Source organism: Cupriavidus taiwanensis, from assembly GCF_900250075.1.
In the GTDB taxonomy this organism is placed as follows: Bacteria; Pseudomonadota; Gammaproteobacteria; order Burkholderiales; family Burkholderiaceae; genus Cupriavidus; species Cupriavidus taiwanensis_C.
Genome location: NZ_LT977071.1, coordinates 71,092 through 93,789, shown reverse-complemented (window position 1 = coordinate 93,789; position 22,698 = coordinate 71,092). Strand labels below are relative to the sequence as shown.

The window sequence follows — 22,698 nt, the reverse complement described above, 5'->3', positions numbered from 1 at the left end:
CCATGAAAACCGTGATCGTGACCGGCGCCGCGTCCGGCATGGGCGCGGCGGTGCGCCGGCGCATGCTGGCCGACGGCTGCCGCGTGATCGGGGTCGACCTGCGCGAGGCCGACATCCTGGCCGATCTTTCCACCGAAGCAGGCCGCGCCGCGGCGATCGATGCCGTGCTGTCGCAGTCGGGCGGCCGCATCGACCAGCTGGTCTGCTGCGCCGGCCTGGGCCCGCATGTCGACCCGGCCACGCTGGTGGCATCGGTCAACTACTTCGGCGTGGTGGCGTTGCTGGATGGCTTGTTCGATACGCTGCGCGAGGGCACGCAGCCGTGCGCCGTGGTGGTGTCATCCAACTCGGCGACGCTGCAGTCATGGGACGGCAGCCCGCTGCGCGACGCCTACCTCGCCAATGACGAGGCCGGCGTGCTGGCCATGCTGGCCGCTGCCGCGCAGGCCCAAGCCACGCGCGACCAGGCCGGGTACATCGCCTACGCCAGCTCCAAGCATGCGGTGACGGCCGCCGCGCGGCAACGCGCGCTGGCGTGGGGGCGGGCCGGGGTGCGCCTCAATGTGGTGGCGCCGGGCGCGGTGGAAACGCCGCTGCTGCAGGCGGGCCTGGCGGATCCGCGCTACGGCGATGCCATCCGTGATTTCGTGGCGCCGCTGGGCCGCCGCGCCCGGCCGGAGGAAGTGGCTGAGCTGATCGCCTTCCTGTGCGGCCCGCAGGCGGCTTACCTGCACGGCAGCGTGCTGTTCATCGACGGCGGGCTGGATGCCGCGCAGCGGCCGCTGAGGTTCTGAGGCCGTTCGCGCGCGTGGACGATGCGCGCGGGCCGCGCCGCATGGCTCCAGGTGGACGCCAGTAGCACTTCGCCGGCCGGCGCGGAACAATGCGGCCGGCGATTTTCTTGGTCGGCTTCGTCCATCCGACCTTGGACGCCAGGCACATCCAGCTAGCGTCTGCAGGGTCGAACCACCCACCGCCTCACCGTCAGTCACCACCGCCCGAACCACCAACACCGCCTTCGCCAGCTACCCGCACGAGCCCTTCATCTAGCCCCCGTCGCTGCGCCGAAAAGCAATAAAGGGCCCGCAGGCCCTTTGCAGCGTTGCCAGGCGCAATCCGTGCGCCCGGCCGGCACTAATGCCGCAATCAGGTCCCCGATCCGCGCGCCGCGTCCGGCGAGAAGAAGGCCTCGCTGAACTCCGGGCTGTTGTTCAGCTTCGGCATCGGCCCTTCGTTGGTCAGGCGGTCGGCCAGGTACGCGCCCGAGATCAGGTCATGGTAGAACGTGGTGGTCGGGTAGTACCGGCGCGCATCGTAGGCATACACCGAAGCCTGCAGATTGGTGCGCCACAGCTGGCCGCGGCCGTCGTAGTTGTCGGCGGCCAGGGCCTGCCAGGTATCTTCGTCAAGGAACAGCACGCGCTTGGCATACTGGTGGCGGAAGCCGGACTTGAGCGTGGCCTCCAGGATCCATACACGGTGCAGCTCGTAGCGCATCACGTCGGGATTGGCGTGCCCGTTGGTGAGCAGGTCCTTGTACTTGACGGAGGCGCTCAGCAGCTTGTAGTTGTGGTACGGGACGTAGATTTCCTTCTTGCCGACGATCTTCCAGTTGTAGCGCTCGCCGGAGCCGTTGAAGAGGCGGTCGTCATCCACGGTGCGGAAGCCGCCGGGACCTTGCGGCTGGTCGAAGCCGAATTCCGGCGCCTGGCGCACGCGCCGCGTGCCCGGGTTGTAGATCCAGGTGCGGTTGGTGTCCGAGCCCTCCTGGTCCCACACCGCATAGCCGACGATCACCTGGCCGCGGTCGCGCAGCGGCAGGTCGGTGGCGGTGCGGAAGAAGGAGCGGTCGTTGAGCTTGTTTTCAGGGTCGAACTTGCCGTGATTGCGCGGCGAGAAGATGTTGTACGAGACCCGGCCCCAGGCGATCGAGCCGTTCGGATAGACCACGGCCTGGTCATACTGCGCCTTCTCGGCGCCGATGGCCGACGAGAAGCGCTGGTTCCACAGCAGCTCCATCGCCGTCTTCGGGATCGGGTAGGGCACCTGCGGTCCAGCATCCTTCAGGCCGTTGGCGTCGGGGGTCATGCTGACGGTGGTGGCGTAGGTGCGGATGTCCTTGTAGGCCGCGTCTTCGTAGCGGAAATCGCGATGGCTGGGATACACCGGCATCTTGAAGGTGTCGGGGTACTTCTTGAACATCGCCTTCTGGCCTTCGGTCAGCCGCTCGGCATACTGCGCCATGTTCTGCGCGGTGATGACGAACAGCGGCTTCTCGTCGCCGTACGGGTCCGGGTAGCGCTCGCCACGTTGGTATTTGACCTGCGGCGGCGTGCCCAGCCATTTGCCGCTCCAGGCCGGCACATCGCCGTCCTTGCTGGCGGCGCGCTCGGCGCCCATCGGCGTGAGGTTGCCGTCAAGCTGCTTGAGGTCTTCCGGGGTGACCTTCGCCCACGATGCGGCGGCCAGTGCCATGCTGGTCACCAGCAGGCCGCCGCGCAGCAGTCGATGTGTAGTGGATGTCATTGCAGTCTCGCTCCTTGGGAATGGCCGGCGACGTCCGTGCCTGTGGTCACAGGGTAGTGACCGCGCCGCGGCCGGGAATCGTTGGAACGGACTAGTGGATTTCCCCTAGGTTGAGGCCAGGCAACAAAAAGGCCGGGCAAGTGCCCGGCCTCCGTAGTCCTGACAGGTCGCAAGGGCCTGAATCAAGCCTCCATCACTTCCCCAAAACGCTGCAGGTGGTAATCGCTGTCGCCCAGCAGCTGGTCCAGCATGGTCAGGCGCTTGAAGTAGTCACCCACCGACAGCTCGTCGGTCATGCCCATGCCGCCGTGCAGCTGCACCGCCTGCTGGCCGACAAAGCGGCCGGCGCGGGCCACCGTCACCTTGGCCGCCGACAGCATGCGGCGGCGCGCGGCAGGATCGGTCTCGTCCAGCGCCTGCGCGGCGACGTAGGCCATCGACAGCGCCAACTCCTTCTGCACCAGCATGTCGGCCATGCGGTGCTGCAGCGCCTGGAAGCTGGCCAGCGGCTTGCCGAACTGCTGGCGCGTGCCCAGGTATTCGCCGGTGATCTGGATCAGCTTTTCCATCGCGCCCGCGCCCTCTGCGCACAGCGCGGCGATGCCGTGCTCCAGGCCGACACCCAGTGCCGCCAGGCCGTCGGCGGGCTGGCCCACCAGCGCGCTGGCCGGCACGGCAACGTTCTGCAGCGACAGGTCGGCGGCGCGCTGGCCGTCGATGGTCGGGTAGGCAGTCACCGCTAGGCCCTTGCTGTCGCGCGGCACCAGGAACAGCGCAATCTCGTTGCTGCCCGAGACGCGCGCGGTCAGCAGGTAGGCGTCGGCGGCGGCGCCGTGCCAGACCACGCTCTTGCTGCCGCTGATCACATAGCCGTCGCCGCTGCGCTCGGCGCTGGCGCGGGCCGATTCCGGGCGGTAGCGCGTGGTCGGCTCCAGGTAGGCCAGCGTGACGATGCGCTCGCCCGACGCGATCGCGGGCAGCCATTCCTGCTTCTGCGCATCGCTGCCGTGGGCGGACAGGATGGCGGCGGCCATCACGCCGCTGGGCGTGACCGGCTCCAGCACCAGGCCGCGGCCCAGCTCGCGCTGCACCACCAGCTGGCTGGCCGGGCCTTCGCCGAAGCCGCCGAAGTCCGCCGGCACGGTCAGGCCCAGCACGCCCATCTCGGCCAGCTTGTTCCACACGCCGCGATCCAGGCTTTCGCCCTGGCGCGCGCTCTTGCGGCGGGCCTCGAAGGTGTATTCGGTATCGATGAAGCGGCGCAGGCTGTCCGCCAGCATCTGCTGCTCTTCGCTGTAGGTAAAGTCCATGTCAGCTATCCCTTCAGAAACCCAGGATCATCTTGGAGATGATGTTCTTCTGCACTTCGGTCGCGCCGCCGTAGATCGAGGTCTTGCGCATGTCGTAGTAGGTGGAGGCCGCCGGCGCGGCCCACTCCGGACCGGACACCGGCTGCGTGGCGCCGGGCTCGAGCCAGTCGGGCGAGTACGGCCAGGCATTGGGGCCGGCCACTTCCATCATCAGCATGGCCAGGTCCTGCTGCACCTCGGACCCGCGGATCTTGACGATCGATGCTTCGGGTCCCGGCGTGCCGGCGGCCTGCGTGGCCACGCGCAGCAGCAGCATCTCCAGCGCCATGATGTCCATCTCGACGCGCGCGATCTTGTCGCGCATGCGCACGTCCTCGATCAGCGGACGGCCGGCGCCGTCGGTGGCTTGCGCGGCGTAGTGCTTGAGCTGGCGCAGCTCGCGGTGACAATGGCCGATGCCGGCGATGCCGGTGCGCTCATGGCCGAGCAGGTACTTGGCGTACGTCCAGGCGCGGTTCTCTTCGCCGACCAGGTTCTCGACCGGCACTTCCACGTCCTCGAACCAGGTCTCGTTGACATCGTGGCCGCCGTCGAGCGTGGTGATCGGGCGCACCGTCACGCCGGGCGACTTCATGTCGATCAGCAGCATTGAGATGCCTTCCTGCGCCTTGGCTTCGGGATCGGTGCGCACCAGGCAGAAGATCCAGTCGGCGAAGTGCGCCATCGTGGTCCAGGTCTTCTGGCCGTTGACGATGTACTTGTCGCCCTTGCGCACCGCGCGGGTCTTCAGCGAGGCCAGGTCGGAACCCGAGCCCGGCTCGGAGTAGCCCTGGCACCAGAAGTCTTCCACGCCCGGGATGCGCGGCAGGAAGCGCTGCTGCATCTCCGGGCTGGCGTACTTCATCAGCACCGGGCCGATCATGGTCAGGCCGAACGGCAGCAGGCGCGGCGCGCCGGCGCGCAAGGTCTCGATCTCGAAGATCAGGCGCTGCAGCGCGGTCCAGCCGGTGCCGCCCCATTGCTTCGGCCAGGTGGGCGCGCCCCAGCCCTGCGCCTGCAGGATGCGGTGCCAGCGGACATAGTCGTCCTTCTCCACGCGCTGGTGGTTGAGCACCTTGTTGCGGATGTCTTCCGGCAATTTTGCCTGCACGAAAGCGCGGACTTCCTCGCGGAAGGCCTGTTCCTCGGCGGTGAAACGCAAATCCATCTGAATGTCCCCTGTGGTACGCGGGCCGCGCCGGACCGGCGCGCGTACCGGCAGTGTTGCCGGGTTGTGCGGCGCGTCACGGCGCAAGCCCTTGCTGTGCCGGCCGATTGTATTGGCGGGCCGGGATTCGTTGCTTTATCAATCCGGAAGGCGTCCTTCGCGCAGGTGGAACCAGCCACACCCGGCAACGCTTGCCGTGGGCGCCAGCGTAAGGACCCTCGCCTGGACGAACGCGACCTTAGTGAATTCCAAATGGCTGCGGCGCGAGGGTTGCCGCAAACTGATGCGGCCGGTTTTGATGTGGCCGGGTGCATTCCGCCGCATATCCGACTCGCCCGCATTCGAGAGATCCCCAGCACCATGTCTTCCTTCCGCCCCCAATTCATCCACGAGATCCCCGCCCACTGGGCCGCGCAGACCCCGCAGGCCCCATGCCTGTACGAGAACGGTACCGTCGTCAGCTATGGCGAGCTGTGGCGGCGCATCGAAGCCGCGCGTGACTGGCTGGCGGCGCAGGGCGCAGGCGAGGGCGACCGCGTGATGGTCGTGGGTGAGAACTGCAACGAGATGGTGGTCACGCTGTTCGCCTGCAGCCTGCTGCACGCGTGGCCAATCAACGTCAACGCGCGCCTGTCCGCGCGCGAGATCGACAATATCCGCGACCACGCGCAACCAGCGCTGGTGCTGTTCACCGGCCATGTTTCCGACGTGGCCGCGGCGCACGGCGAGCGGCTGGGTGCGCAGGCCACTGGCTGCGCAGTCTATGACGATGGCATGCGCGTGACGCGCGCAGACCGTGCACCCAAGCGCGAACCTGCCGAGCTGGCCCGCCGCGTCGCCACGCTGATCTATACCTCCGGCACCACCGGCGCGCCCAAGGGCGTGATGGTGCCGCACGCGGGGCTGACGCAGTTTGCGCGCATCTCCGCCACCTCGCGCGACATGGGCCCCGCCGACGTGGCCTACGGCGCGCTGCCGATGTCGCATATCTTCGGCATCGCCACGGTGCTGATGGCCACGCTGTACGCCGGCGCCAGCCTGTTCCTGCGCCCGCGCTTCGACGCCAATGAAGTGTTCGAGGCCCTGGCTGCGCCGGGCGTCACCATCCTGCAGGGCGTGCCGACCATGTTCACGCGCATCATGGCGGTGGCGCCCGCGCTGGGCGCGAAGCCGGGCGCCTATCGGCGCCTGCGCTACATCTATACCGGCGGCGCGCCGCTCGATCCCACCCTCAAGCGCGACGTCGAGACGCTGTTCGGCCAGCCGCTGCACCACGGCTACGGCATCACCGAATACGCCGGCTCGCTCTTCATCACGCGCATGGACGCGCCGCGCGCCGATTGCTCGGCCGGCTATATCGTCGAAGGCGTGGAGATCGCCATCACCGACGCCGAAGGCAAGCCGCTGCCAGCCGGCGAACGCGGCCAGATCCGCGTGCGCGGCCCGGGCGTGATGGTCGGCTACTACCGCAATCCCGAACAGACCGCCGAGGCGCTGCTGCCGGGCGGCTGGCTCAATACCGGCGACCTTGGCTATCTCGACGCCGGCGGCGCGCTGTTCATTTCCGGCCGCTCCAAGGACCTGATCATCCGTTCCGGCTTCAACGTGTACCCGATCGAAGTGGAGTCGGTGATCAACGCCTTTGCCGGCGTGCGCCAGTCCGCGGTGGTGGGGCGTACCACGGCCGACGGCAACGAAGAGGTGGTGGCCTTCATCGAACTGCAGGAAGGCGCCGAGCTCGACCGCAAGGCGCTGGACACCTACCTGCGCGACAGCCTCGCACCGTACAAGCGGCCCGCCGAAGTCCGCACCGTCGACGTGATTCCGACCACGGCGAGCGGCAAGCTGCTCAAGCAGCCGCTGCGCGCCCTGCTCGACTAAGCCCCCGGGGCACGCGGCCCCGGGCAATAAGCCATCCTGGAGGAGAACACAAATGAAAACATGGAAGACGCTGGCGGCACTGACTGCCACGCTGCTGCTGCAGGGCGCGGCATGGGCCGCGGACGCCTACCCGTCGCGCCCGGTCAAGCTGCTGGTGGGCTACGCGCCCGGCGGCCCGGTCGATACCGCCGCGCGCATCTACGCCGAGCAGCTCGGCCGCGTGCTCAAGCAACCGGTGGTGGTCGACAACCGCGCCGGCGCCAGCGGCGCGATCGCCGCCGACCTGACCGCCAAGGCGGCGCCGGACGGCTACACGCTGTATTTCGTCGCCAGCCCCACCATGACCATGACGCCGCTGATCCAGCACTCGGTCAACTTCAATCCGGTCAAGGACTTCACCTACATCGGCCTGATCACCGACTACACCAACGTGCTGCTGGTGAACAAGGACTTCCCCGCCAAAAACGTCGGCGAGCTGGTCGCCTACGCCCGCAAGAACCCTGAGGGCGTCTCCTTCGGCTCCGCCGGCGTGGGGGCGTCCAACCACCTGTCGGCGGAACTGCTGGCGCAGATGAACAACGTGAAGATGCTGCACGTTCCATACAAGGGCAACGCGCCGGCGATGGCCGACGTGATGAGCGGCAAGGTCACGTTCATGTTCGACATCACCGGCACCGCCATCGGCCATATCAACGGCGGCAAGGTGCGCGCGCTGGCGGTCACGTCCAAGACCCGCAACCCGGCGCTGCCCAACGTGCCGACCATGATCGAGTCCGGCCAGAAGGACTATGACCTGACCGGCTGGTACGCGCTGGTGGGACCGCAGAAGCTGCCGGCCGATGTGGTGGACAAGCTGGTCAAGGCGCAGAAGGCGGTGGGCGAGGATGCCGCCTTCCGGCAGCGGATGACTGCTGGTGGGTATGACGTCAATATCAGTACACCCAAGGCGCTGGGGGACCGGATCCAGCGGGAACTGGCGTTGTGGGGTGGGGTGGTGAAGAAGGCGAATATCCAGGCGGATTGAAAGGGATTCTTGGATTGGCGCGATGGGGTCGGCGGGAAGCCGGCCTTGTCGTTGGGGGGGCGCGGGTGTATTTTGGGATGAACGCTCTTGACTGGCGTGGCTGTTTCGCCGGCGTAGCCGGCGACCTACTTCTTGGCCGAGCGCCAAGAAGTAGGCAAGAAACGCGTCGCCTGTGCGGCTGGCAATCAATTTGACGGCGTTGGTGGGTCGGGCGGTGGTGATTTCCGTTTGGCGTGGGTGGCCGTTCGAGCCTGCTAACGCTATGTGAGTCAGGGGCGGTGCCTGCGATTACCCACTTTTGAACGATCCCAACAGGGTGTAGGCAGCCTGCTGCTGGCGCTATCGGTGGGACGCCTTCGGCTGCGCTGCGCGCGCTCCCTATCTTCGGTCTACGGCTCGGGCACGGAGTGCGTCGCTGCGCTCGCACCGCGCTGTCGCGTGCGATCCCAACAGCGTGTTTCCTCCCGCTTGTTTGCTCCCCTCTCCCGCTTGCGGGAGAGGGGCGGGGGTGAGGGCCGGCGCTACAACGAAGTAAAGCCATCCGGTTCGCACAGCCCCGTCCTGCGCCAGAAATTTCTTAAGCGATTGACGCGACGCGGCGCCAAGCCCACCAGCCAGGACCCGCGCTTAGCGCCTCCGAAGATGTGGCCCGACTCCGCGATTGTCCAACAGGTTTTGGACAATCGACCCACGGCGCTCGAGGTATGCACTTGGCCTTGTCTGGCAGGCTTGGAACACGGATTTCTCTGAGTGCTACGTGAAGTTTGCCAACTTCTACGATTGACGCGACGTATCTATCCTTCACAATCTGCGCCTTGATTGTGAACGGCAAGGTTCTCTAGACTGGCTTGGCTCCTGATCAACAGGAGTCGGGTGTGAGAACCCGGTTCACGATACAGCGGACGGTCGCGCAAGCGGCAATTTTCGAGTCCGTTGCGCTTGTGTGCGCCTTCACTTTACGGCGGGCCGGGCGGGGCCAGCTTCGGCTGGGCCGGTTTCCATATCGTCCGGTTTTCTCACCCCCGTCGTCTGGCCCGCCACCTCAGGTGAGAATGAGCGGCGGGCCGCCACATCCACGATATGGAGGTCAGCAATGCATCAGCCCAACATCGAATCCGACGCCTTTATCCCGCCTCGACTTGATGATTCCCTCTCCCGGTTCAGTCCCGAAACCCGCCGTGCAGCGCGTAAGGACGCGCTGCCTGTTCCTCGGCAACTCTTGTTATTGAATCTGCTGGACCAGGCCGATGCGGTTGCGCGAGGCACCGCATGCGTGCTGACGTTGGTGACTCACAGCGAATGCGATGCACAGGAAGAGGGGAGCGTAGCCTTGCAGGCAGCTACGTTGGATGCCTTGCGAGGGCTGTGTCAAGCCTCCCTTGGATTGCTGGCCGACAAGGTAGAAGACGTCGCGGAGGGAATTGAGGAGGCGATGGTCGGTTAATCAATCGCGGCCCACGAGGCTTCGTGCCGACCGGCACGAAGCGCGCCGCGGATTCGTCAACGCGAGGAATGGCAAATCATGAAGATCGACACCCAGATTCGCCACGTCACCAAGCCGGGCGCCAACCTGTTCCTGGAACTGGGTTTTCCGCCGGCGGAAGCCAAGCGGCTGCAGGCCGCGTCGAAAAAGCAGATCAACGACACTTTGCAGTTGAAGGAACAACTCATGGACGAGCTGGCGGCATGGATCGAGCAGCATCACCTGAAGCAGGCGGACGCTGCAGAAATCCTGATGGTGTCTCGTCCGCGCGTGTCCGACGTCGTGAACCGAAAGACGTCCAAGTTCACCATCGACACACTGGTCGAGATGTTGAGCCGAATTGGCAAGCCCGTTCGCCTGGCAATCGGCCGATAACACAAGCCGGGGCGCGCATCGGCGAGACGGCGCAACGCTGGCAAGCGGACGGATAAGTCCGACTGCAGCATCCCCGGCCGCGCTTATTTTTACCCCTCCACCTCCGCCCACCCCTGCATCGCTTGCCCGCCAGCATCATCCCCCGTCCACAGCACCAGCCGCCCCGGCTGCGCCGGATCGGCCGCGCCACCGACCGTGATGGTGTCCTGGTCGAACAGCGGCGCCAGCCCTCGGAACCCGAAGCGGCGCACGCGCGCCTTGGGCTGCTCGCGCGCCACCAGGTCCAGCATCAGCATGGCCTGCATCGGGCCGTGCACCACCAGGCCGGGATAGCCTTCGACCTCGCGCGTGTACTGGCGGTCGTAGTGGATGCGGTGGCCGTTGAAGGTCAGCGCCGAATAGCGGAACAGCATGACCGGGTCGGCCTGCAGCGTGCGCTGCCATTGCGCGGTCTGCTCCAGCCGCGGGCGTGGCGGCTGCGGCTTGGTGGGGTCCGGCATGGCGCGGTAGACGATGTCGTGGCGCTCGTTGACGGCGGTGTTGCCGTTGACGGTCAGTTCGTGGTCGACGGCGACGAACCAGAGCTCGCCGGTGCGGCCGGTCTTGTACTGGACGTCGCGGATGGTGGAGGTGCGCGTGACGGTGTCGCCGATATGCAGCGGATGGTTGAAGCTGACTTCGCTGCCGGCCCACATGCGGCGCGGCAGCGGCACCGGGGGCATGAAGCCGCCCAGGGTGGGGTGGCCGTCGCGGCCGAGTTCGCGCTGTGGCGCGCGCGGCAGGAAGTAGAGCCAGTGCCACAGCGGCGGCAGCGGGCCGGCGGCGACGGCTTCGGGATCGAGGTCGAAGGTGGCGGCCAGGCCGGCGACCGGTTCCGGCGACAGCGTTTCGGTGCGCGTTTCACTGCGGCCGATCCAGCCGCGCAGGCGTTCGAGTTCAGAAGTGGCGTCAGTCATGGCAGGTGGCCTTCAGATGAATGAGGGGAGTCGGAGGGTGCGCTATTGCGCCAGCGCGAGCAGCCGGCGGGCCTGCTCGATCACGGGCCGGTCGACCATCTTGCCGTCGACCTGCACCGCGTGGCTGCCGCTGGCGGTGGCGTCGAGCACGCGCCGGGCCCAGTCGAGCTGCTCGGGGCTGGGCAGGAAGCCGGCGCGGACCGCACCCAGCTGCGCCGGGTGGATGCATAGCTTGCCGGCAAAGCCGAGTTCGCGTGCGTAGGCGACATCGCAGGCGAGCACGGCTTCGTCCTTGAGCGCGGTGGTGACGCCGTCGACCGGCGGCGGCAGGCCGGCCACGCGCGAGGCCAGTACGATGCGCGCGCGGGCGAAGGCGAGGGCGTCGCGGGTGTGGCTGCAGCCCAGGTCGACCGCATAGTCGAGCGAGCCGAAGGCCAGGCGCGCCACGCCGCTGGCCGCTGCCACGGCATCGACCTGGTGCAGGCCCAGCGCGGTCTCGATGATGGCGACCAGTTCGCCCTGCGGGTTGATCGCTTGCAGGGCCTGGGCGATCATGTTCAGCGCGGCGGCATCCTCGGCCTTCGGCACCAGCAGCCCGGCCAGCGCGGTGCCCGGGGGCAGCGCGCGCAGCCAGGCCAGGTCGGCGGCAAAGGCGGCCGAGGCGCTGTCGTTGATGCGCACGAAGGCGTTGGCGCCGGGCCGGCCGGCCAGCCATGCGGCGATGGCTTCGCGCGCGGCGGGCTTGGCGTCCGGATGGACCGCGTCCTCGAGGTCGAGGATCATCACATCGGGGCCGGCGGCGGCGGCCTTGTCGAAGCGCTCGGGCCGGTCGCCCGGCACAAACAGGTAGGTGACGGCGGTGGACATGGCGATCCTCAGCGCGCGGCGGGCAGCCAGTCGTTGACGTTCGGGGCCTGCTCCAGCGCCCACACGCGCTGGATGATGGCGCGCATTTCGGCCTCGCTGGCGCCCTGGCGGAACGCGCCCAGCTGCAGCGCCTTGGCTTCCAGTTCCGGGCGCGACAGCGTGTTGTCGGGATCGCCCTTGGGCACGTCGACGCGCGCGGCGAGGGTGCGGCCGTCAGTGGTCTTTGCCGTCACGCGGCCGATCCACTGGCGCGGATAGGCGGCGTTGATCTCGGCATCCAGCTCCATGTCGACCTTGCCGCGGAACGCGGCCACCGCGGGGTCCTGCAGCGCATGCTGCTCGAACTCGCCCAGGCCGGCGTGGCCATGCACGGCCACCAGCCCCAGCACCGTGCCCATCGAGAACTTGGCCTGGTGGATGGTGGCGGGATTGACCACCGGGCCGAGCACGTCGATGGCACCCTGGTGCACATGCGTGGTGACGCTGGCGATCTGGTCGGCGGCAACGCCTTCGCGCTGCATCAGCGCCTTCAGCGCATCGGCGGCAGGGTGGGTGTGGCGGCACGAGGCGAAGAACTTGAACGAGGTCTCCGCGGTGGCCCAGCGCGTGCCCAGGCCATCGGTCAGGCAGGCGGGGTTGGCATCGCTCGACATGCCGGCGGCCATGCCCTGCGCGCCTTCGAGGATCTGCTTCGCGCCGGTAAAGCCGGCGCGCGCCAGCCACGCCGACTGCAGGCCGTCGGCCGCGGCCTTGGCGGTGTGCAGCTGCTTGGAATCGGCGGCGTCGCGCAGGAATTCCCACAGGCCGGCGGCCTGGGTGCCGGCCGAGCCCAGCGCCTGGTTGATGCCTTCGGCATCGAGGCCGAACAGCTTGGCCACCGCCGCGGCGGCGGCCAGCGTGCCGACGGTGCCGGTGGTGTGGAACACGCGGTAGTGCGAGCGGCCCATGAACTCGCCGATGCGGATGCCGGCTTCATAGCCGGCGATCGACGCCAGCAGCACCTCGGCGCCGGTCTTGCCCTCGGCCTGCGCGGCGGCGACCACGGCCGGGAACACCACCGCGGCCGGATGCAGCACCGAGCCGTTGTGCACGTCGTCCTGCTCGACCACGTGCGAGGACGCGCCATTGATCAGCGCGGCGAAGTAGGGCGAGGTACGGCGGCGGTCGACCAGCACTTCGGCGGCGCCGTCGGACGGACCCATGGCCGCGGCGAATTCCTGCAGCTTGCGCACGGCCGGGGCGTCCTTGCCGGCGATGGCCGAGGCAATCCAGTCCAGGAACAGGTCCTTGGTGCGCTCGATCACGGGCGCGGGCACGTCGGCCAGCTTGAGGTTGGCCAGGAATTCGCAAAGCTGGCGGGTCGGGTAAGTGGTGTCTGCGGCTTGGCTCATGCCGGCTCCGGAGATTGAACAGTGCTTGCGGAAAAAGAAGGGCGCCCGCTTGCTGGTTTGCTGCGGGCGCCGGTGTTGGCTCAGATGGTGCGCTTGTCAGCCAGGGCGTCGATGTCGGTCTCGCCGTAGCCCAGCTCGGCCAGGATGCTGCGGCTGTGCGCGCCCAGCGCCGGCACGTCGCCCATGACCGGTTCGACGCCCGACAGGTTGGCGGGCGGCAGCAGCGCGCCGATCGGGCCGTTCGGGGTGGAGACTTCGCGCCAGCGCTGGCGCGCCTGCAGCTGCGGATGGTTCCACACCGCCTCGATGTCGTTCATCGGCGCATTGGCGATCTGCGCCTGGTCCAGCAGCGCCTCGGCCTGCGCCACCGTCAGTGAGGCAAAGCGAGTCTCGATCAGCGCGGTCAGTTCGGGGCGGTTGCGCACGCGCGCGGTATTGCTGGAATAGCGCTCGTCCTGCGCCAGCGCGCGGTCGCCGAGCACGATCTCGCAGAAGTTGGCGAACTCGCGTTCGTTCTGCACGCTGAAGATCACGCTGCCATTGCTGGTGCGATGCACGCCATACGGGGCGATGGTCGGATGCGAGGCGCCGAAGCGCGCCGGCGGCGTGCCGCCGTAGTGGCCGAAGTACAGCACCTGGTTCATCCACTCGGCCATCGCCTCGAACATGGTCACCTGCACGCGCAGGCCCTGGCCAGTGCGGCCGCGCTGCAGCAGCGCCGAGAGGATGCCGCTGTACGCGTACATGCCGGCCGCGATGTCGGCGATCGACACCCCGGCGCGCGACGGCTCGTTGGGGCCGCCGGTCAGGCCCACCAGGCCGGCGGCGGCCTGGATCAGCAGGTCATAGGCCTTCTTGTCGCGATAGGGGCCCGAGTCGCCGTAGCCGGAGATGTCGCAGACGATCAGCTTTTCGTACTTGCCGTGCAGGGTGTCGAAATCCAGGCCCATGCGGGCGGCGGCGCCAGGGGCGAGGTTCTGCACCAGCACGTCGGCATCGGCCAGCAGGCGGTGCAGGATGGCCTGCGCTTCATTGTCTTTCAGGTCCAGGGCCAGGCTTTCCTTGCCCCGGTTGAGCCAGACGAAGTAAGAGGCCTGGCCGTGCACCGACTGGTCATAGCCACGCGCGAAGTCGCCCACGCCGGGACGCTCGACCTTGATCACGCGCGCGCCCAGGTCGGCCAGCTGGCGCGTGGCGAAAGGCGCGGCCACGGCGTGCTCGAGCGAGACCACGCGGATGCCGTCGAGCGGGCGGATGCCTTGGGAGGAGTGGGACATGTAGGGTTCTCAGAACGAACGCGGCAACTCGAGCACGTGCTCGGCCACGTAGGACAGGATCAGGTTGGTGGAGATCGGCGCCACCTGGTACAGGCGGGTTTCGCGGAACTTGCGCTCGATGTCGTATTCGGCGGCGAAGCCGAAGCCGCCATGCGTCTGCAGGCAGACGTTGGCGGCTTCCCACGAGGCATCGGCGGCGAGCAGCTTGGCGATATTGGCTTCCTTGCCGCAGGGCCTGCCGGCGTCGAACAGCCGCGCCGCCTTGTAGCGCATCAGGCTGGCCGCCTCGACGTTGACGTAGGCGCGCGCGATCGGGAACTGCACGGCCTGGTTCTGGCCGATCGGGCGGTCGAACACGATGCGGTCGCGCGCGTAGTTGCTGGCGCGCTCGACGAACCAGTAGCCGTCGCCGATGCACTCGGCGGCGATCAGGATGCGCTCGGCGTTGAGGCCGTCGAGGATGTATTTCAGGCCCTTGCCTTCCTCGCCGATCAGGTTGTCGGCGGGGACTTCCAGGTTGTCGAAGAACAGCTCGTTGGTCTCGTGGTTGACCATGTTGCGGATCGGCTTGACGGTCAGGCCCTTGCCGATGGCATCGCGCAGGTCGACCACGAAGACCGACAGGCCGTCCGACTTGCGTTTGACCTGGTCCAGCGGCGTGGTGCGCGCCAGCAGCAGCATCAGGTCCGAGTGCTGCACGCGCGAGATCCAGACCTTCTGCCCATTGACGATGTACTTGTCGCCGTGGCGCACCGCGGTGGTCTTCAGCTTGGTGGTGTCGGTGCCGGTGCTGGGCTCGGTCACGGCCATCGACTGCATGCGCAGCTCGCCCGAGGCGATGGCCGGCAGCCAGCGCTGCTTCTGCGCGTCGGAGCCGTGGCGCAGCAGGCAGCCCATCACGTACATCTGCCCGTGGCAGGCGCCGGAATTGCCGCCGCTGCGGTTGATTTCCTCCATGATGACCGAGGCCGCGGTCAGGGACAGGCCGGAGCCGCCATAGGCTTCCGGGATCAGCGCCGACAGCCAGCCGGCCTGCGTCAGCGCCTGGACGAAGCTCTCGGGAAAGGCTTCCTGCTCTTCCACCCTTTGCCAGTACGCCGAATCGAAGCCCGCGCACAGGCTGCGCACCGCCTCGCGGATTTCGGGGTACAGCTGGTCGGGATCCTGGTCTGCGTGCATGGTGGCCGGGGTCGATGGGAACTGGAGGCCATTATTCCCGAGCCCCCTGCACGCTGAAATTCGGATTTGCGAAAGAGCGGCTTAGGGCCGGCTTAGGTGGGCAGCAAGCGTCGCAGAGGGCCGCACCACAATGCAAGACGCCCGGCGAACCGGGCGTGCAGGGTGTGGCGCGCGGGGCGCCGGTGGAGGGTGGGCCGGTGCCGTGGCACTGCCTGCCGATCAGTGGACGAAGAGCCAGATCAGGATCAGGACAAAGGCCGGAACACCAAGTAGCCAGGCGAGGATATAGGGCATGGTGCAACTCCATTGGAGGAATGTTGTTGGTGATTCCAATATAGGAATGCCGCTTCGGCGGGACTGTCGGGGAGCTTCCGCTTGCCGTGTAGGACGCCGCCGCACACGCCGGTAGGACCACGGATGTGCCGCACAAGTCTTGCCGCGTGCCAGGTGTGACGTGCTACGCTCAGGCCTGCACCCTAGTCCTGGAGGTTGGCGATGGAGTCTGTCTGGACCGATATCTTCCGTACCCTTCGCGCGGAATTTGCCGATGTGCCGGACGCGGTCGAGGCCACCCGCATCCTGGTGCGGCTGTTCATGGCGGTGCTGCTCGGCGGCCTGATCGGCTACGAGCGCGAGTCCTCGGGCAAGGCGGCGGGGCTGCGCACCCATATGCTGGTGGCGTTGGGCTCGGCGCTGTTCGTGCTGGTGCCGCTGCAGGCGGGCGTGCCGCTGGCCGACATGAGCCGCGTGCTGCAGGGGCTGATCGCCGGCATCGGCTTCCTCGGCGCGGGCGCCATCCTAAAGCAGAACGACGAGGCTCATATCAAGGGCCTGACCACCGCGGCCAGCATCTGGATGGTGGCAGCGATCGGCGTGGCGGCCGGGCTCGGGCGCGACACCACGGCGGTGATTGCCACGGTCTTCACTCTGGTCATCCTGCAGATCCTGCAGCGCTGGAAGTAACGTCGCCGCACCACGGACCGGTGCGCCGGTCTGTGCCCTTGCGCGCCAATCCACGCTTTTTCCCGGTGTTCGCGCGGTCAACGCGCGCCGAATGCGCGCCGGCGCACACAGCGGGGGCCTCGCGCGCCCTATGCTGTGGCTCAGGCCGCGCCGCGAAGCCAGGGCGCTGCCGACGCAGCAGAGGGAGGTTGGCATGCATGCTTCGATCCGTGACGACGCGGCGCTGGCCGCATTCGTGGGGCCGCGCTTTCCGTACTATGGCGAGCGCTGGTCGGTAGCAGAAACCCACGGCGGCATCTCGTGGAACTGGGCGGCGTGCCTGCTGGGTCCGTTCTGGATGGCTTACCGGCGCATGTACTGGCAGGTGGGCGTCTATGCGCTGATCGTCGGCGCCGAGCCGCTGCTGCATGCATTGTTCGGCCTGCAGCTGCCGATGGCGGGCCGGCCGCTGCTGTACGCGATGGCGCTGCTGCTGGGGCTGTACGGCAACGAGCTGTACCGCTGGCACGCCGAGGCCACCATCCGCCATGTACGCGAGTACCACTACTCGCCCGAACTGGTGAACGACTCGCTGGAACGCCGCGGCCGCACCAGCTGGCCGGGCGTGTTCGCCATGGGCCTGCTGTTGCTGGTGATGGTGGTGTCGCTGCGTCCGCTGGCGGCGCTGATGGTGCAGGGCGGCGCGCCGGGCGCCGGCTGAAACACTGAAAGCCGCGCCGCGCTACACCGGCTCGCGCGCGGCGTCGACCAGGTACTGGATCAGGGTTTCGGCGAACTGCGGCAGTTCGCGCCCCGGCCGGCGCACCAGGCGCAGCTCGCGCCGCGCCCATTCGTCTTCCAGCGGGATAAAGCGCAGCACCTTGCGGCTGGCATAGCGGCGCGCGCAGCTGTTGGGCACGATGGCGATGCCGGCGCCGGCCTCGACCATGCGGCATACCGCATCGAAGCTGCCCACCTGGATCCGCAGGCTGATGCGCTTGCCCATGCCGGCGGCGATGCGGTCGAGGAAGGACTGGATCGCGCTGAACTGATTCAGGCCGACAAAGCGGCAGGTATCGAGCAGGTCGGCGAAATGCAGCCGCTTGAAAGTCGGCAGCGGATGGTTGACCGGCGCGATCACGATCAGCGCGTCGCTGCACAGGTGCATCGCATCCAGGTCCTGGGTGGCGACTTCGCCGGCGACGATGCCCAGGTCCGCCGCGCCGGCGCTGATGGCCGACACGATCTCCTGCGACAGGTGCTCCTCCAGCTCGATGTCCACGTCCGGGTTCTCGCTGAGGAAGCGCGACACGCCGGTGGCCAGGAACGAGTTGGTCGCGGTGGTGTTGGCCAGCAGCCGCACGCGCCCCTTTACGCCCTTGGCATACGGCCGCAGGTCCGCGTGCAGGCATTCGAGTTCGCGGAAGACCTCGCGCGCGTGGCGCAGCAGCGCGTCGCCCGCCGGCGTAAGCCGCACGCCCTTGACCTGGCGGATCAGCAATTGTGTCTGGAAAGCCTCTTCCAGCTGCTTGATCCGCGTGCTGGCGGCGGGCAGCGACAGAAAGCTGCGCTCGGCGGCACGGGTCAGGTTCTCCGTCTCGCCGACATTCAGGAAGAGGCGGAGGTCGGTCAGGTCGTAATGCATGGGCTTCTGTCAGGCCAAAGGCCAGTTTTGTGATTCGTGAATTCCAAAGGCTCGGGCGTCAATTTATCGTATCCGCTGCGGCGTGGACATCCGGATTGACCGCAGCGGCGGGCGTGGCCCGCTGCGCGGAGGCTGTTTCACCGGGTTTGCGGTCGGTGACCGCACAAAAAGTATTCAGAGGTCGAGTTCAGAGGAGACATGCAATGAGCGGTTTGATGGCAGGCAAGGTTGCGCTGGTGACGGGCGCCGGGGGTGGGATCGGGCGCGGCATCGCGCTGGCCATGGCGGCCGCCGGTGCCAGGGTGGTGGTCAATGACCTGGGCGTGTCGATGACCGGCGAGGGCGGCGACGCCGGCCCCGCGCAGCGCGTGGTCGAGGAAATCCGTGCCGCCGGCGGCGAAGCCGTGGCCAGCACCGACAGCGTGTCGACCTGGGCCGGCGCCAACGCCATCGTGCAATGCGCGCTCGACAACTTCGGCCGCATCGACGCCGTGGTCAACAACGCCGGCAACCTGCGCGACCGCATGTTCTTCAAGATGAACGAGGAAGAATGGCGCTCGGTGATCGACGTGCACCTGAACGGCACCTTCTTCGTCAGCCGCGCCGCGGCCAACTACTTCAAGGACCAGGAGAGCGGCGCCTACGTGCACATGACCTCCACCTCGGGCCTGATCGGCAACCTGGGCCAGGCCAACTATTCGGCGGCCAAGCTGGGCATCGCCGCGCTGTCGAAGTCGATCGCGCTGGACATGCAGCGCTTCAACGTGCGCTCGAACTGCATCGCGCCGTTCGCATGGAGCCGCATGACCAGCTCGATCCCCGCCGAAACGCCGGAGGAAAAGGCGCGCGTGGCCAAGCTGCAGAAGATGGAAGCCGGCAAGATCGGCCCGGTCGCGGTCTACCTGGCCAGCCCGGCGGCGAGCGAGGTCAACGGCCAGATCTTCGCGGTGCGCGCCAACGAGATCATCCTGATGAGCCAGCCGCGTCCGGTGCGCTCGGTCCATATGAGCGAGGGCTGGACGCCGGAGTCGGTGGGCGAGGTCGCCATGCCGGCGATGCGCAGCAGCTTCTTCAAGCTGGAGCGCTCGCCCGACGTGATCAGCTGGGACCCGATCTGATGACGGCCGGCCAAGCCCCGGTGCGCGGCGCGCTTGCCGGCGTGCGCGTGCTGGACCTGTCGCGCATCCTGGCCGGCCCGTGGTGCGCGCAGAACCTGGCGGACCTGGGCGCCGAGGTAATCAAGGTCGAGCGCCCCGGCGCCGGCGACGATACCCGTTCGTGGGGGCCGCCGTGGCTGCCCGGCGCGGACGGGCAGCCGTCGCGCGACGCCACCTACTTTGCCGGCGCCAACCGCGGCAAGCAGTCGCTCACGCTCGATATCGCCAGCCCGCAGGGGCAGCAGATCGTGCGCGAGCTGGCCGCGAAGTCGCAGATCGTGCTGGAGAACTACAAGGTCGGCGACCTCAAGCGCTACGGGCTGGACTACGACAGCCTGAAGGCGGTCAACCCGGCGCTGGTCTACTGTTCGATCACGGGCTATGGCCAGACCGGGCCGAGCGCGCACAAGCCCGGCTACGACTTCATCTTCCAGGGCCTGGGCGGCCTGATGAGCGTCACCGGCGAGCGCGACGACCTGCCCGGTGGCGGGCCGCAGAAGGTGGGCGTGGCGGTGGTCGACATGCTGACCGGCATGTACGCCACCGTGGCCGTGCTGGCCGCGCTGCGCCATGCCGAACGCACCGGCGAGGGCCAGCATATCGACATGGCGCTGCTCGACGCGGTGGTGGCGGTCGGCGCCACCCCCATCATCGCGCAGCGCGTGACCGGCCAGGCCATGCCGCGCTACGGCAACGCGCACGCCAACATGGTGCCCTACCATGTGTTCGCCACCGCCGACGGCTACATGATCGTCGCGGCCGGCAACGACGGGCAGTGGCAGGCGTATTGCCGCGGTGTCGAGCGTCCCGACCTGGCCGCCGACGAGCGCTTTGCCACCGGCCCCGGCCGCATCATCCACCGCGACACGCTGGTGCCCCTGCTCGAGGCGCATATGCGCACGCGGCCGACGGCGCACTGGGTGCAGGCGCTGGAAGCGCAGGGCATCCCGTGCGGGCCGATCAACGACTATGGCCAGGTGCTGGAAGATCCGCAGGTACGGCATCGCGAGCTGCAGGTCGACCTGGTGCGCGACGACGGCAGCCTGTGCCCGACCGTCAAGAGCCCGCTGCGGCTGTCGGCCACCCCGGTGCAATACGATGCGCCGCCGCCGCGCCTGGGCCAGCATACGGAGCAAGTGTTGGAGAGGGTGTTGGGTTTGTCGGGGGAACGCATCGCTCGTATGCGCGAGCAGGGCGTAATTTGAGGCGATTGATTGGACTGTCGTGCTTGGCGGGCGTGGCTGTTTCGCCGGCGTAGCCGGCGACCTACTTCTTGGCCGAGCGCCAAGAAGTAGGCAAGAAGCGCGTCGCCTAAGCGGCTGGCTAAGGCGGTGTTGGTGGTTCGAACGGTGGTGACTTGCGGTGAAGCGATTGGTGGTTCGACCCTGCTGACGCTCCTGGAGGTGCCTGGCGTTCGAGGGCGGATGGACGAACCCGACTTTAGGTCGGTGGCCGCCTACTAACTGTGTTGTCGGTGGGACGCCTTCGGCTGCGCTGCGCGCGCGCTCTATCTCAGGTCTGCTGCTCGGGCACGGAGTGCGTCGCTGCGCTCGCACGCGCTGTCGTGGACGAGCCTGAATGCTTTCTCTCCCCGCATGTGTGCTCCCCTCTCCCGCTAGCGGGAGAGGGGCGGGGGAGAGGGCCGGCGCCTCCACGAAGTCAACCCCATCAATCCCTGCGCCCACATCATTCCCGGACTTCCGCCATGAACCTGATTCAATCTTGGACAGATGCCGTCACTGGCGTAGGCTGTCCGGATAGCGGCGTCATGCCGCGTCCTTCCCGGAGACAGCCATGGACGAAGAGACCTTCAACCTCAGCATCCGCAAGTTCCTGAAGGTGGTTGGCGTGAATTCCCAGCGCGAGATCGAGCAGGCCGTCGCCCGCGCCGTGGCCGACGGCACGCTGGCCGGCAACGAGCACCTGCCGGTGTCGGTCACGCTGGAGCTGGGGGCGATAAAGCTGCAGGCGCGCTTCGACGGCGAGATCCGGCTCGAGTAAGCCGCCGGCTGCGCCGCGCCGGCTAGGCCGCCGGCACGCCTTCCTTGCGCATGCCGCGCATCCGGTATTCCCCCGGCGCCACGCCGGTCCATTTCTTGAAGGCGCGGTGGAACGTGCTGGGCTCGGAAAAACCGAGCCGCAGCGCCACGTCCTGCAGCGTCATGCCGGGACGCTCCATCATGCCGATGGCCACGTCGCGCCGCAGGCTGTCCTTGATGCTCTGGTAGCCGCGCCCTTCGTCGCGCAGGCGGCGGCGCAGGGTCTGCGGCGTGAGCCGCAGCAGCTGCGCCATCTGCTCCAGCGACGGCAGTTCGTCGTCCAGGTGCGAGCGCAGGTGCTGGCGGATGCGTTCCGCCAGGCAGCTGTTGTCGCGGTAGCGGATCAGCAGGTTGCGCGGGGTCTCGCGCAGGAAGTCGCGCAGGCTGGCGGCGTCCTGCATCACCGGCAGGCGCAGCGAGGCGGCGTCGAAGTGCAGCGCGGTGACGGGCTGGCCGTAGCTGACCGCGGCCTTGAACACGCGCTCGGTATCGGTGCGCCCCTGCGACGCGGCGGCGCTCAGGTCGACCCGCGTCAGCGGGATCTGCCCGGCCACCAGCCAGCTGACCAGCGCATAGGCATGGAACACAAAGGTCGATTCGGCAAAGCTGCGGCACGCCGATGCGGGCGCGCGCGGATGCAGCACCACCGCCGCGGTCTTGCCGTCGGGGCCCACGTGCAGGCGCGGCGCGAAGGCGTCGATATGCTGGCGGTACAGGCGCAGCCCGGTGCGGATGGCGTCCTCGAGCGTGGCGCAATGGACCAGGCTGCGGCACACCTGCGCGAACACGCCGGGGGTCACGGGCCGGTCCAGCAGGCCCCACAGCTCATCGCGCGTGACTCGGCGCAGCGTGCGGATCAGCGCCGCATACTGGCCCTGCGTCACGCGCGCGCTGGGCGAGCACAACAGCGCCGGCGAGATATCCGCGCGGCGCAGCAGCGCATCGATGTCATAGCCGAGCCGCCGCGCGCCCTGCAGGATATGCGTCACATGCTGGATGGCGATGGTGTGGCGAGCCGGCGCGGGCGCGGCGGATTCAACCGACACGCCCGACGTGCCCGGCGCGCCCCGGCCGATGTCGTCGCGCAGGCGCGCCCCCGGCAGCGCGTGGCCGGCAATGTGCGGCTTGCCCGGCATCGGCGGGCGCAGCGATGGCAGAACGGCTGTTTGCATGGGTCTCCTCGTCACGGCGACGCGCCGGTGCCGGCCTCTCCAGGCCTTTCAGCCCTCTGGCCACATCATGGCGCCACCTTAGCAAGCCCGCGCGGCGCCGCACAATCGGGATTTGCCAAAGCCTGCCTTCCGCCTGAGCGATTCGGCCAATCATTTTGGCGCGTCTGGTCATTGTCCACGCACCGCAGCATCGCGCACTCTCCGGCAAGTACCTCTACAAGGCCGGCCCACCGGCCCGGGCGGATCCTGCAACGCGGCAAAGCGCCC

Annotated in this window: 20 protein-coding genes; 10 read left to right on the top strand and 10 right to left on the bottom strand. The window is 68.0% G+C overall.

Features of this window, described 5'->3' with window-relative positions; translation table 11 throughout:
- Nucleotides 1-2 precede the first annotated feature (2 nt).
- Nucleotides 3-794 carry an SDR family oxidoreductase gene (locus CBM2588_RS16860; protein ID WP_115681587.1) on the top strand — a complete coding sequence of 264 codons (792 nt, stop codon included), beginning with the start codon at nucleotides 3-5 and terminating at the stop codon, nucleotides 792-794.
- Nucleotides 795-1,146: 352 nt separating this feature from the next.
- On the opposite strand, the gene CBM2588_RS16855 is transcribed toward CBM2588_RS16860, so the two are convergent.
- The 3 genes from CBM2588_RS16855 to CBM2588_RS16845 form a co-directional block, all read right to left on the bottom strand.
- Complete coding sequence (locus CBM2588_RS16855; RefSeq protein WP_115681585.1) at nucleotides 1,147-2,526, bottom strand: DUF1329 domain-containing protein; 1,380 nt, start codon at nucleotides 2,524-2,526, stop codon at nucleotides 1,147-1,149.
- A gap of 182 nt (nucleotides 2,527-2,708) precedes the next feature.
- Nucleotides 2,709-3,836: an acyl-CoA dehydrogenase family protein gene (locus tag CBM2588_RS16850; RefSeq protein WP_115681584.1), complete on the bottom strand. Its 1,128-nt coding sequence runs from the start codon at nucleotides 3,834-3,836 to the stop codon at nucleotides 2,709-2,711.
- Between the two features lie 13 nt (nucleotides 3,837-3,849).
- The gene (locus tag CBM2588_RS16845) at nucleotides 3,850-5,043 is read right to left on the bottom strand and encodes an acyl-CoA dehydrogenase family protein (protein WP_115681583.1); all 1,194 of its coding nucleotides are present in this window, start codon (nucleotides 5,041-5,043) and stop codon (nucleotides 3,850-3,852) included.
- Between the two features lie 360 nt (nucleotides 5,044-5,403).
- On the opposite strand from CBM2588_RS16845, the gene CBM2588_RS16840 reads away from it, so the two are divergent.
- The 4 genes from CBM2588_RS16840 (at nucleotide 5,404) to CBM2588_RS16825 (ending at nucleotide 9,806) form a co-directional block, all read left to right on the top strand.
- Nucleotides 5,404-6,924, top strand: coding sequence for a class I adenylate-forming enzyme family protein (locus CBM2588_RS16840; RefSeq protein ID WP_115681582.1), 1,521 nt, complete (start codon nucleotides 5,404-5,406; stop codon nucleotides 6,922-6,924).
- A 52-nt stretch (nucleotides 6,925-6,976) separates the two neighbouring features.
- Nucleotides 6,977-7,948 carry a Bug family tripartite tricarboxylate transporter substrate binding protein gene (locus CBM2588_RS16835; protein ID WP_115681581.1) on the top strand — a complete coding sequence of 324 codons (972 nt, stop codon included), beginning with the start codon at nucleotides 6,977-6,979 and terminating at the stop codon, nucleotides 7,946-7,948.
- A gap of 1,093 nt (nucleotides 7,949-9,041) precedes the next feature.
- Nucleotides 9,042-9,392 (top strand): hypothetical protein, encoded by a 351-nt coding sequence (locus CBM2588_RS16830; RefSeq protein ID WP_115681579.1) that lies wholly within the window; start codon nucleotides 9,042-9,044, stop codon nucleotides 9,390-9,392.
- Between the two features lie 78 nt (nucleotides 9,393-9,470).
- Complete coding sequence (locus CBM2588_RS16825) at nucleotides 9,471-9,806, top strand: helix-turn-helix domain-containing protein (RefSeq protein ID WP_115681578.1); 336 nt, start codon at nucleotides 9,471-9,473, stop codon at nucleotides 9,804-9,806.
- Between the two features lie 89 nt (nucleotides 9,807-9,895).
- Here the strand turns inward: CBM2588_RS16825 and CBM2588_RS16820 are convergent, their stop codons facing one another.
- The 5 genes from CBM2588_RS16820 to CBM2588_RS16800 form a co-directional block, all read right to left on the bottom strand.
- The gene (locus tag CBM2588_RS16820) at nucleotides 9,896-10,762 is read right to left on the bottom strand and encodes an FAS1-like dehydratase domain-containing protein (protein ID WP_115681577.1); all 867 of its coding nucleotides are present in this window, start codon (nucleotides 10,760-10,762) and stop codon (nucleotides 9,896-9,898) included.
- Between the two features lie 42 nt (nucleotides 10,763-10,804).
- Complete coding sequence (locus CBM2588_RS16815) at nucleotides 10,805-11,629, bottom strand: HpcH/HpaI aldolase/citrate lyase family protein (protein ID WP_115681576.1); 825 nt, start codon at nucleotides 11,627-11,629, stop codon at nucleotides 10,805-10,807.
- A gap of 8 nt (nucleotides 11,630-11,637) precedes the next feature.
- Entirely contained in the window at nucleotides 11,638-13,020 is a 1,383-nt protein-coding gene (locus CBM2588_RS16810) for an MmgE/PrpD family protein (protein ID WP_115681575.1), read from the bottom strand.
- Between the two features lie 80 nt (nucleotides 13,021-13,100).
- Entirely contained in the window at nucleotides 13,101-14,297 is a 1,197-nt protein-coding gene (locus tag CBM2588_RS16805; RefSeq protein WP_115681574.1) for a CaiB/BaiF CoA transferase family protein, read from the bottom strand.
- A gap of 9 nt (nucleotides 14,298-14,306) precedes the next feature.
- Nucleotides 14,307-15,476, bottom strand: coding sequence for an acyl-CoA dehydrogenase family protein (locus CBM2588_RS16800; protein WP_115681573.1), 1,170 nt, complete (start codon nucleotides 15,474-15,476; stop codon nucleotides 14,307-14,309).
- A 495-nt stretch (nucleotides 15,477-15,971) separates the two neighbouring features.
- Between CBM2588_RS16800 and CBM2588_RS16795 the strand changes: the two genes are divergently transcribed.
- Complete coding sequence (locus CBM2588_RS16795; protein WP_115681572.1) at nucleotides 15,972-16,439, top strand: MgtC/SapB family protein; 468 nt, start codon at nucleotides 15,972-15,974, stop codon at nucleotides 16,437-16,439.
- A gap of 193 nt (nucleotides 16,440-16,632) precedes the next feature.
- Nucleotides 16,633-17,139, top strand: a complete 507-nt coding sequence (locus tag CBM2588_RS16790) for a DUF2628 domain-containing protein (protein ID WP_115683627.1) — start codon at nucleotides 16,633-16,635, stop codon at nucleotides 17,137-17,139.
- 21 nt (nucleotides 17,140-17,160) lie between these two features.
- Here CBM2588_RS16790 and CBM2588_RS16785 read toward each other — a convergent pair whose 3' ends face one another.
- Nucleotides 17,161-18,063, bottom strand: a complete 903-nt coding sequence (locus tag CBM2588_RS16785; protein WP_012355383.1) for a LysR substrate-binding domain-containing protein — start codon at nucleotides 18,061-18,063, stop codon at nucleotides 17,161-17,163.
- Nucleotides 18,064-18,266: 203 nt separating this feature from the next.
- On the opposite strand from CBM2588_RS16785, the gene CBM2588_RS16780 reads away from it, so the two are divergent.
- The 3 genes from CBM2588_RS16780 to CBM2588_RS16770 all read left to right on the top strand — a co-directional run bounded on the left by CBM2588_RS16780 (nucleotide 18,267) and on the right by CBM2588_RS16770 (nucleotide 21,221).
- Nucleotides 18,267-19,181 carry an SDR family NAD(P)-dependent oxidoreductase gene (locus CBM2588_RS16780; RefSeq protein WP_115681571.1) on the top strand — a complete coding sequence of 305 codons (915 nt, stop codon included), beginning with the start codon at nucleotides 18,267-18,269 and terminating at the stop codon, nucleotides 19,179-19,181.
- The gene (locus CBM2588_RS16775; protein WP_115681570.1) at nucleotides 19,181-20,425 is read left to right on the top strand and encodes a CaiB/BaiF CoA transferase family protein; all 1,245 of its coding nucleotides are present in this window, start codon (nucleotides 19,181-19,183) and stop codon (nucleotides 20,423-20,425) included. Before CBM2588_RS16780 ends, CBM2588_RS16775 begins: the two co-directional genes overlap by 1 nt.
- A 589-nt stretch (nucleotides 20,426-21,014) precedes the next feature.
- Nucleotides 21,015-21,221 carry a DUF6494 family protein gene (locus CBM2588_RS16770; protein WP_115681569.1) on the top strand — a complete coding sequence of 69 codons (207 nt, stop codon included), beginning with the start codon at nucleotides 21,015-21,017 and terminating at the stop codon, nucleotides 21,219-21,221.
- 22 nt (nucleotides 21,222-21,243) lie between these two features.
- On the opposite strand, the gene CBM2588_RS16765 is transcribed toward CBM2588_RS16770, so the two are convergent.
- Nucleotides 21,244-22,431, bottom strand: a complete 1,188-nt coding sequence (locus CBM2588_RS16765) for an AraC family transcriptional regulator (RefSeq protein ID WP_115681568.1) — start codon at nucleotides 22,429-22,431, stop codon at nucleotides 21,244-21,246.
- Nucleotides 22,432-22,698: the final 267 nt, after the last annotated feature.

Bases quoted from the DNA above. Each gene is read 5' to 3' on its own strand.
- CBM2588_RS16860 (WP_115681587.1), top strand. From the start codon at position 3: ATGAAAACCGTGATCGTGACCGGCGCCGCGTCCGGCATGGGCGCGGCG.
- CBM2588_RS16855 (WP_115681585.1), bottom strand. From the start codon at position 2,526: ATGACATCCACTACACATCGACTGCTGCGCGGCGGCCTGCTGGTGACC.
- CBM2588_RS16850 (WP_115681584.1), bottom strand. From the start codon at position 3,836: ATGGACTTTACCTACAGCGAAGAGCAGCAGATGCTGGCGGACAGCCTG.
- CBM2588_RS16845 (WP_115681583.1), bottom strand. From the start codon at position 5,043: ATGGATTTGCGTTTCACCGCCGAGGAACAGGCCTTCCGCGAGGAAGTC.
- CBM2588_RS16840 (WP_115681582.1), top strand. From the start codon at position 5,404: ATGTCTTCCTTCCGCCCCCAATTCATCCACGAGATCCCCGCCCACTGG.
- CBM2588_RS16835 (WP_115681581.1), top strand. From the start codon at position 6,977: ATGAAAACATGGAAGACGCTGGCGGCACTGACTGCCACGCTGCTGCTG.
- CBM2588_RS16830 (WP_115681579.1), top strand. From the start codon at position 9,042: ATGCATCAGCCCAACATCGAATCCGACGCCTTTATCCCGCCTCGACTT.
- CBM2588_RS16825 (WP_115681578.1), top strand. From the start codon at position 9,471: ATGAAGATCGACACCCAGATTCGCCACGTCACCAAGCCGGGCGCCAAC.
- CBM2588_RS16820 (WP_115681577.1), bottom strand. From the start codon at position 10,762: ATGACTGACGCCACTTCTGAACTCGAACGCCTGCGCGGCTGGATCGGC.
- CBM2588_RS16815 (WP_115681576.1), bottom strand. From the start codon at position 11,629: ATGTCCACCGCCGTCACCTACCTGTTTGTGCCGGGCGACCGGCCCGAG.
- CBM2588_RS16810 (WP_115681575.1), bottom strand. From the start codon at position 13,020: ATGAGCCAAGCCGCAGACACCACTTACCCGACCCGCCAGCTTTGCGAA.
- CBM2588_RS16805 (WP_115681574.1), bottom strand. From the start codon at position 14,297: ATGTCCCACTCCTCCCAAGGCATCCGCCCGCTCGACGGCATCCGCGTG.
- CBM2588_RS16800 (WP_115681573.1), bottom strand. From the start codon at position 15,476: ATGCACGCAGACCAGGATCCCGACCAGCTGTACCCCGAAATCCGCGAG.
- CBM2588_RS16795 (WP_115681572.1), top strand. From the start codon at position 15,972: ATGGAGTCTGTCTGGACCGATATCTTCCGTACCCTTCGCGCGGAATTT.
- CBM2588_RS16790 (WP_115683627.1), top strand. From the start codon at position 16,633: ATGCATGCTTCGATCCGTGACGACGCGGCGCTGGCCGCATTCGTGGGG.
- CBM2588_RS16785 (WP_012355383.1), bottom strand. From the start codon at position 18,063: ATGCATTACGACCTGACCGACCTCCGCCTCTTCCTGAATGTCGGCGAG.
- CBM2588_RS16780 (WP_115681571.1), top strand. From the start codon at position 18,267: ATGAGCGGTTTGATGGCAGGCAAGGTTGCGCTGGTGACGGGCGCCGGG.
- CBM2588_RS16775 (WP_115681570.1), top strand. From the start codon at position 19,181: ATGACGGCCGGCCAAGCCCCGGTGCGCGGCGCGCTTGCCGGCGTGCGC.
- CBM2588_RS16770 (WP_115681569.1), top strand. From the start codon at position 21,015: ATGGACGAAGAGACCTTCAACCTCAGCATCCGCAAGTTCCTGAAGGTG.
- CBM2588_RS16765 (WP_115681568.1), bottom strand. From the start codon at position 22,431: ATGCAAACAGCCGTTCTGCCATCGCTGCGCCCGCCGATGCCGGGCAAG.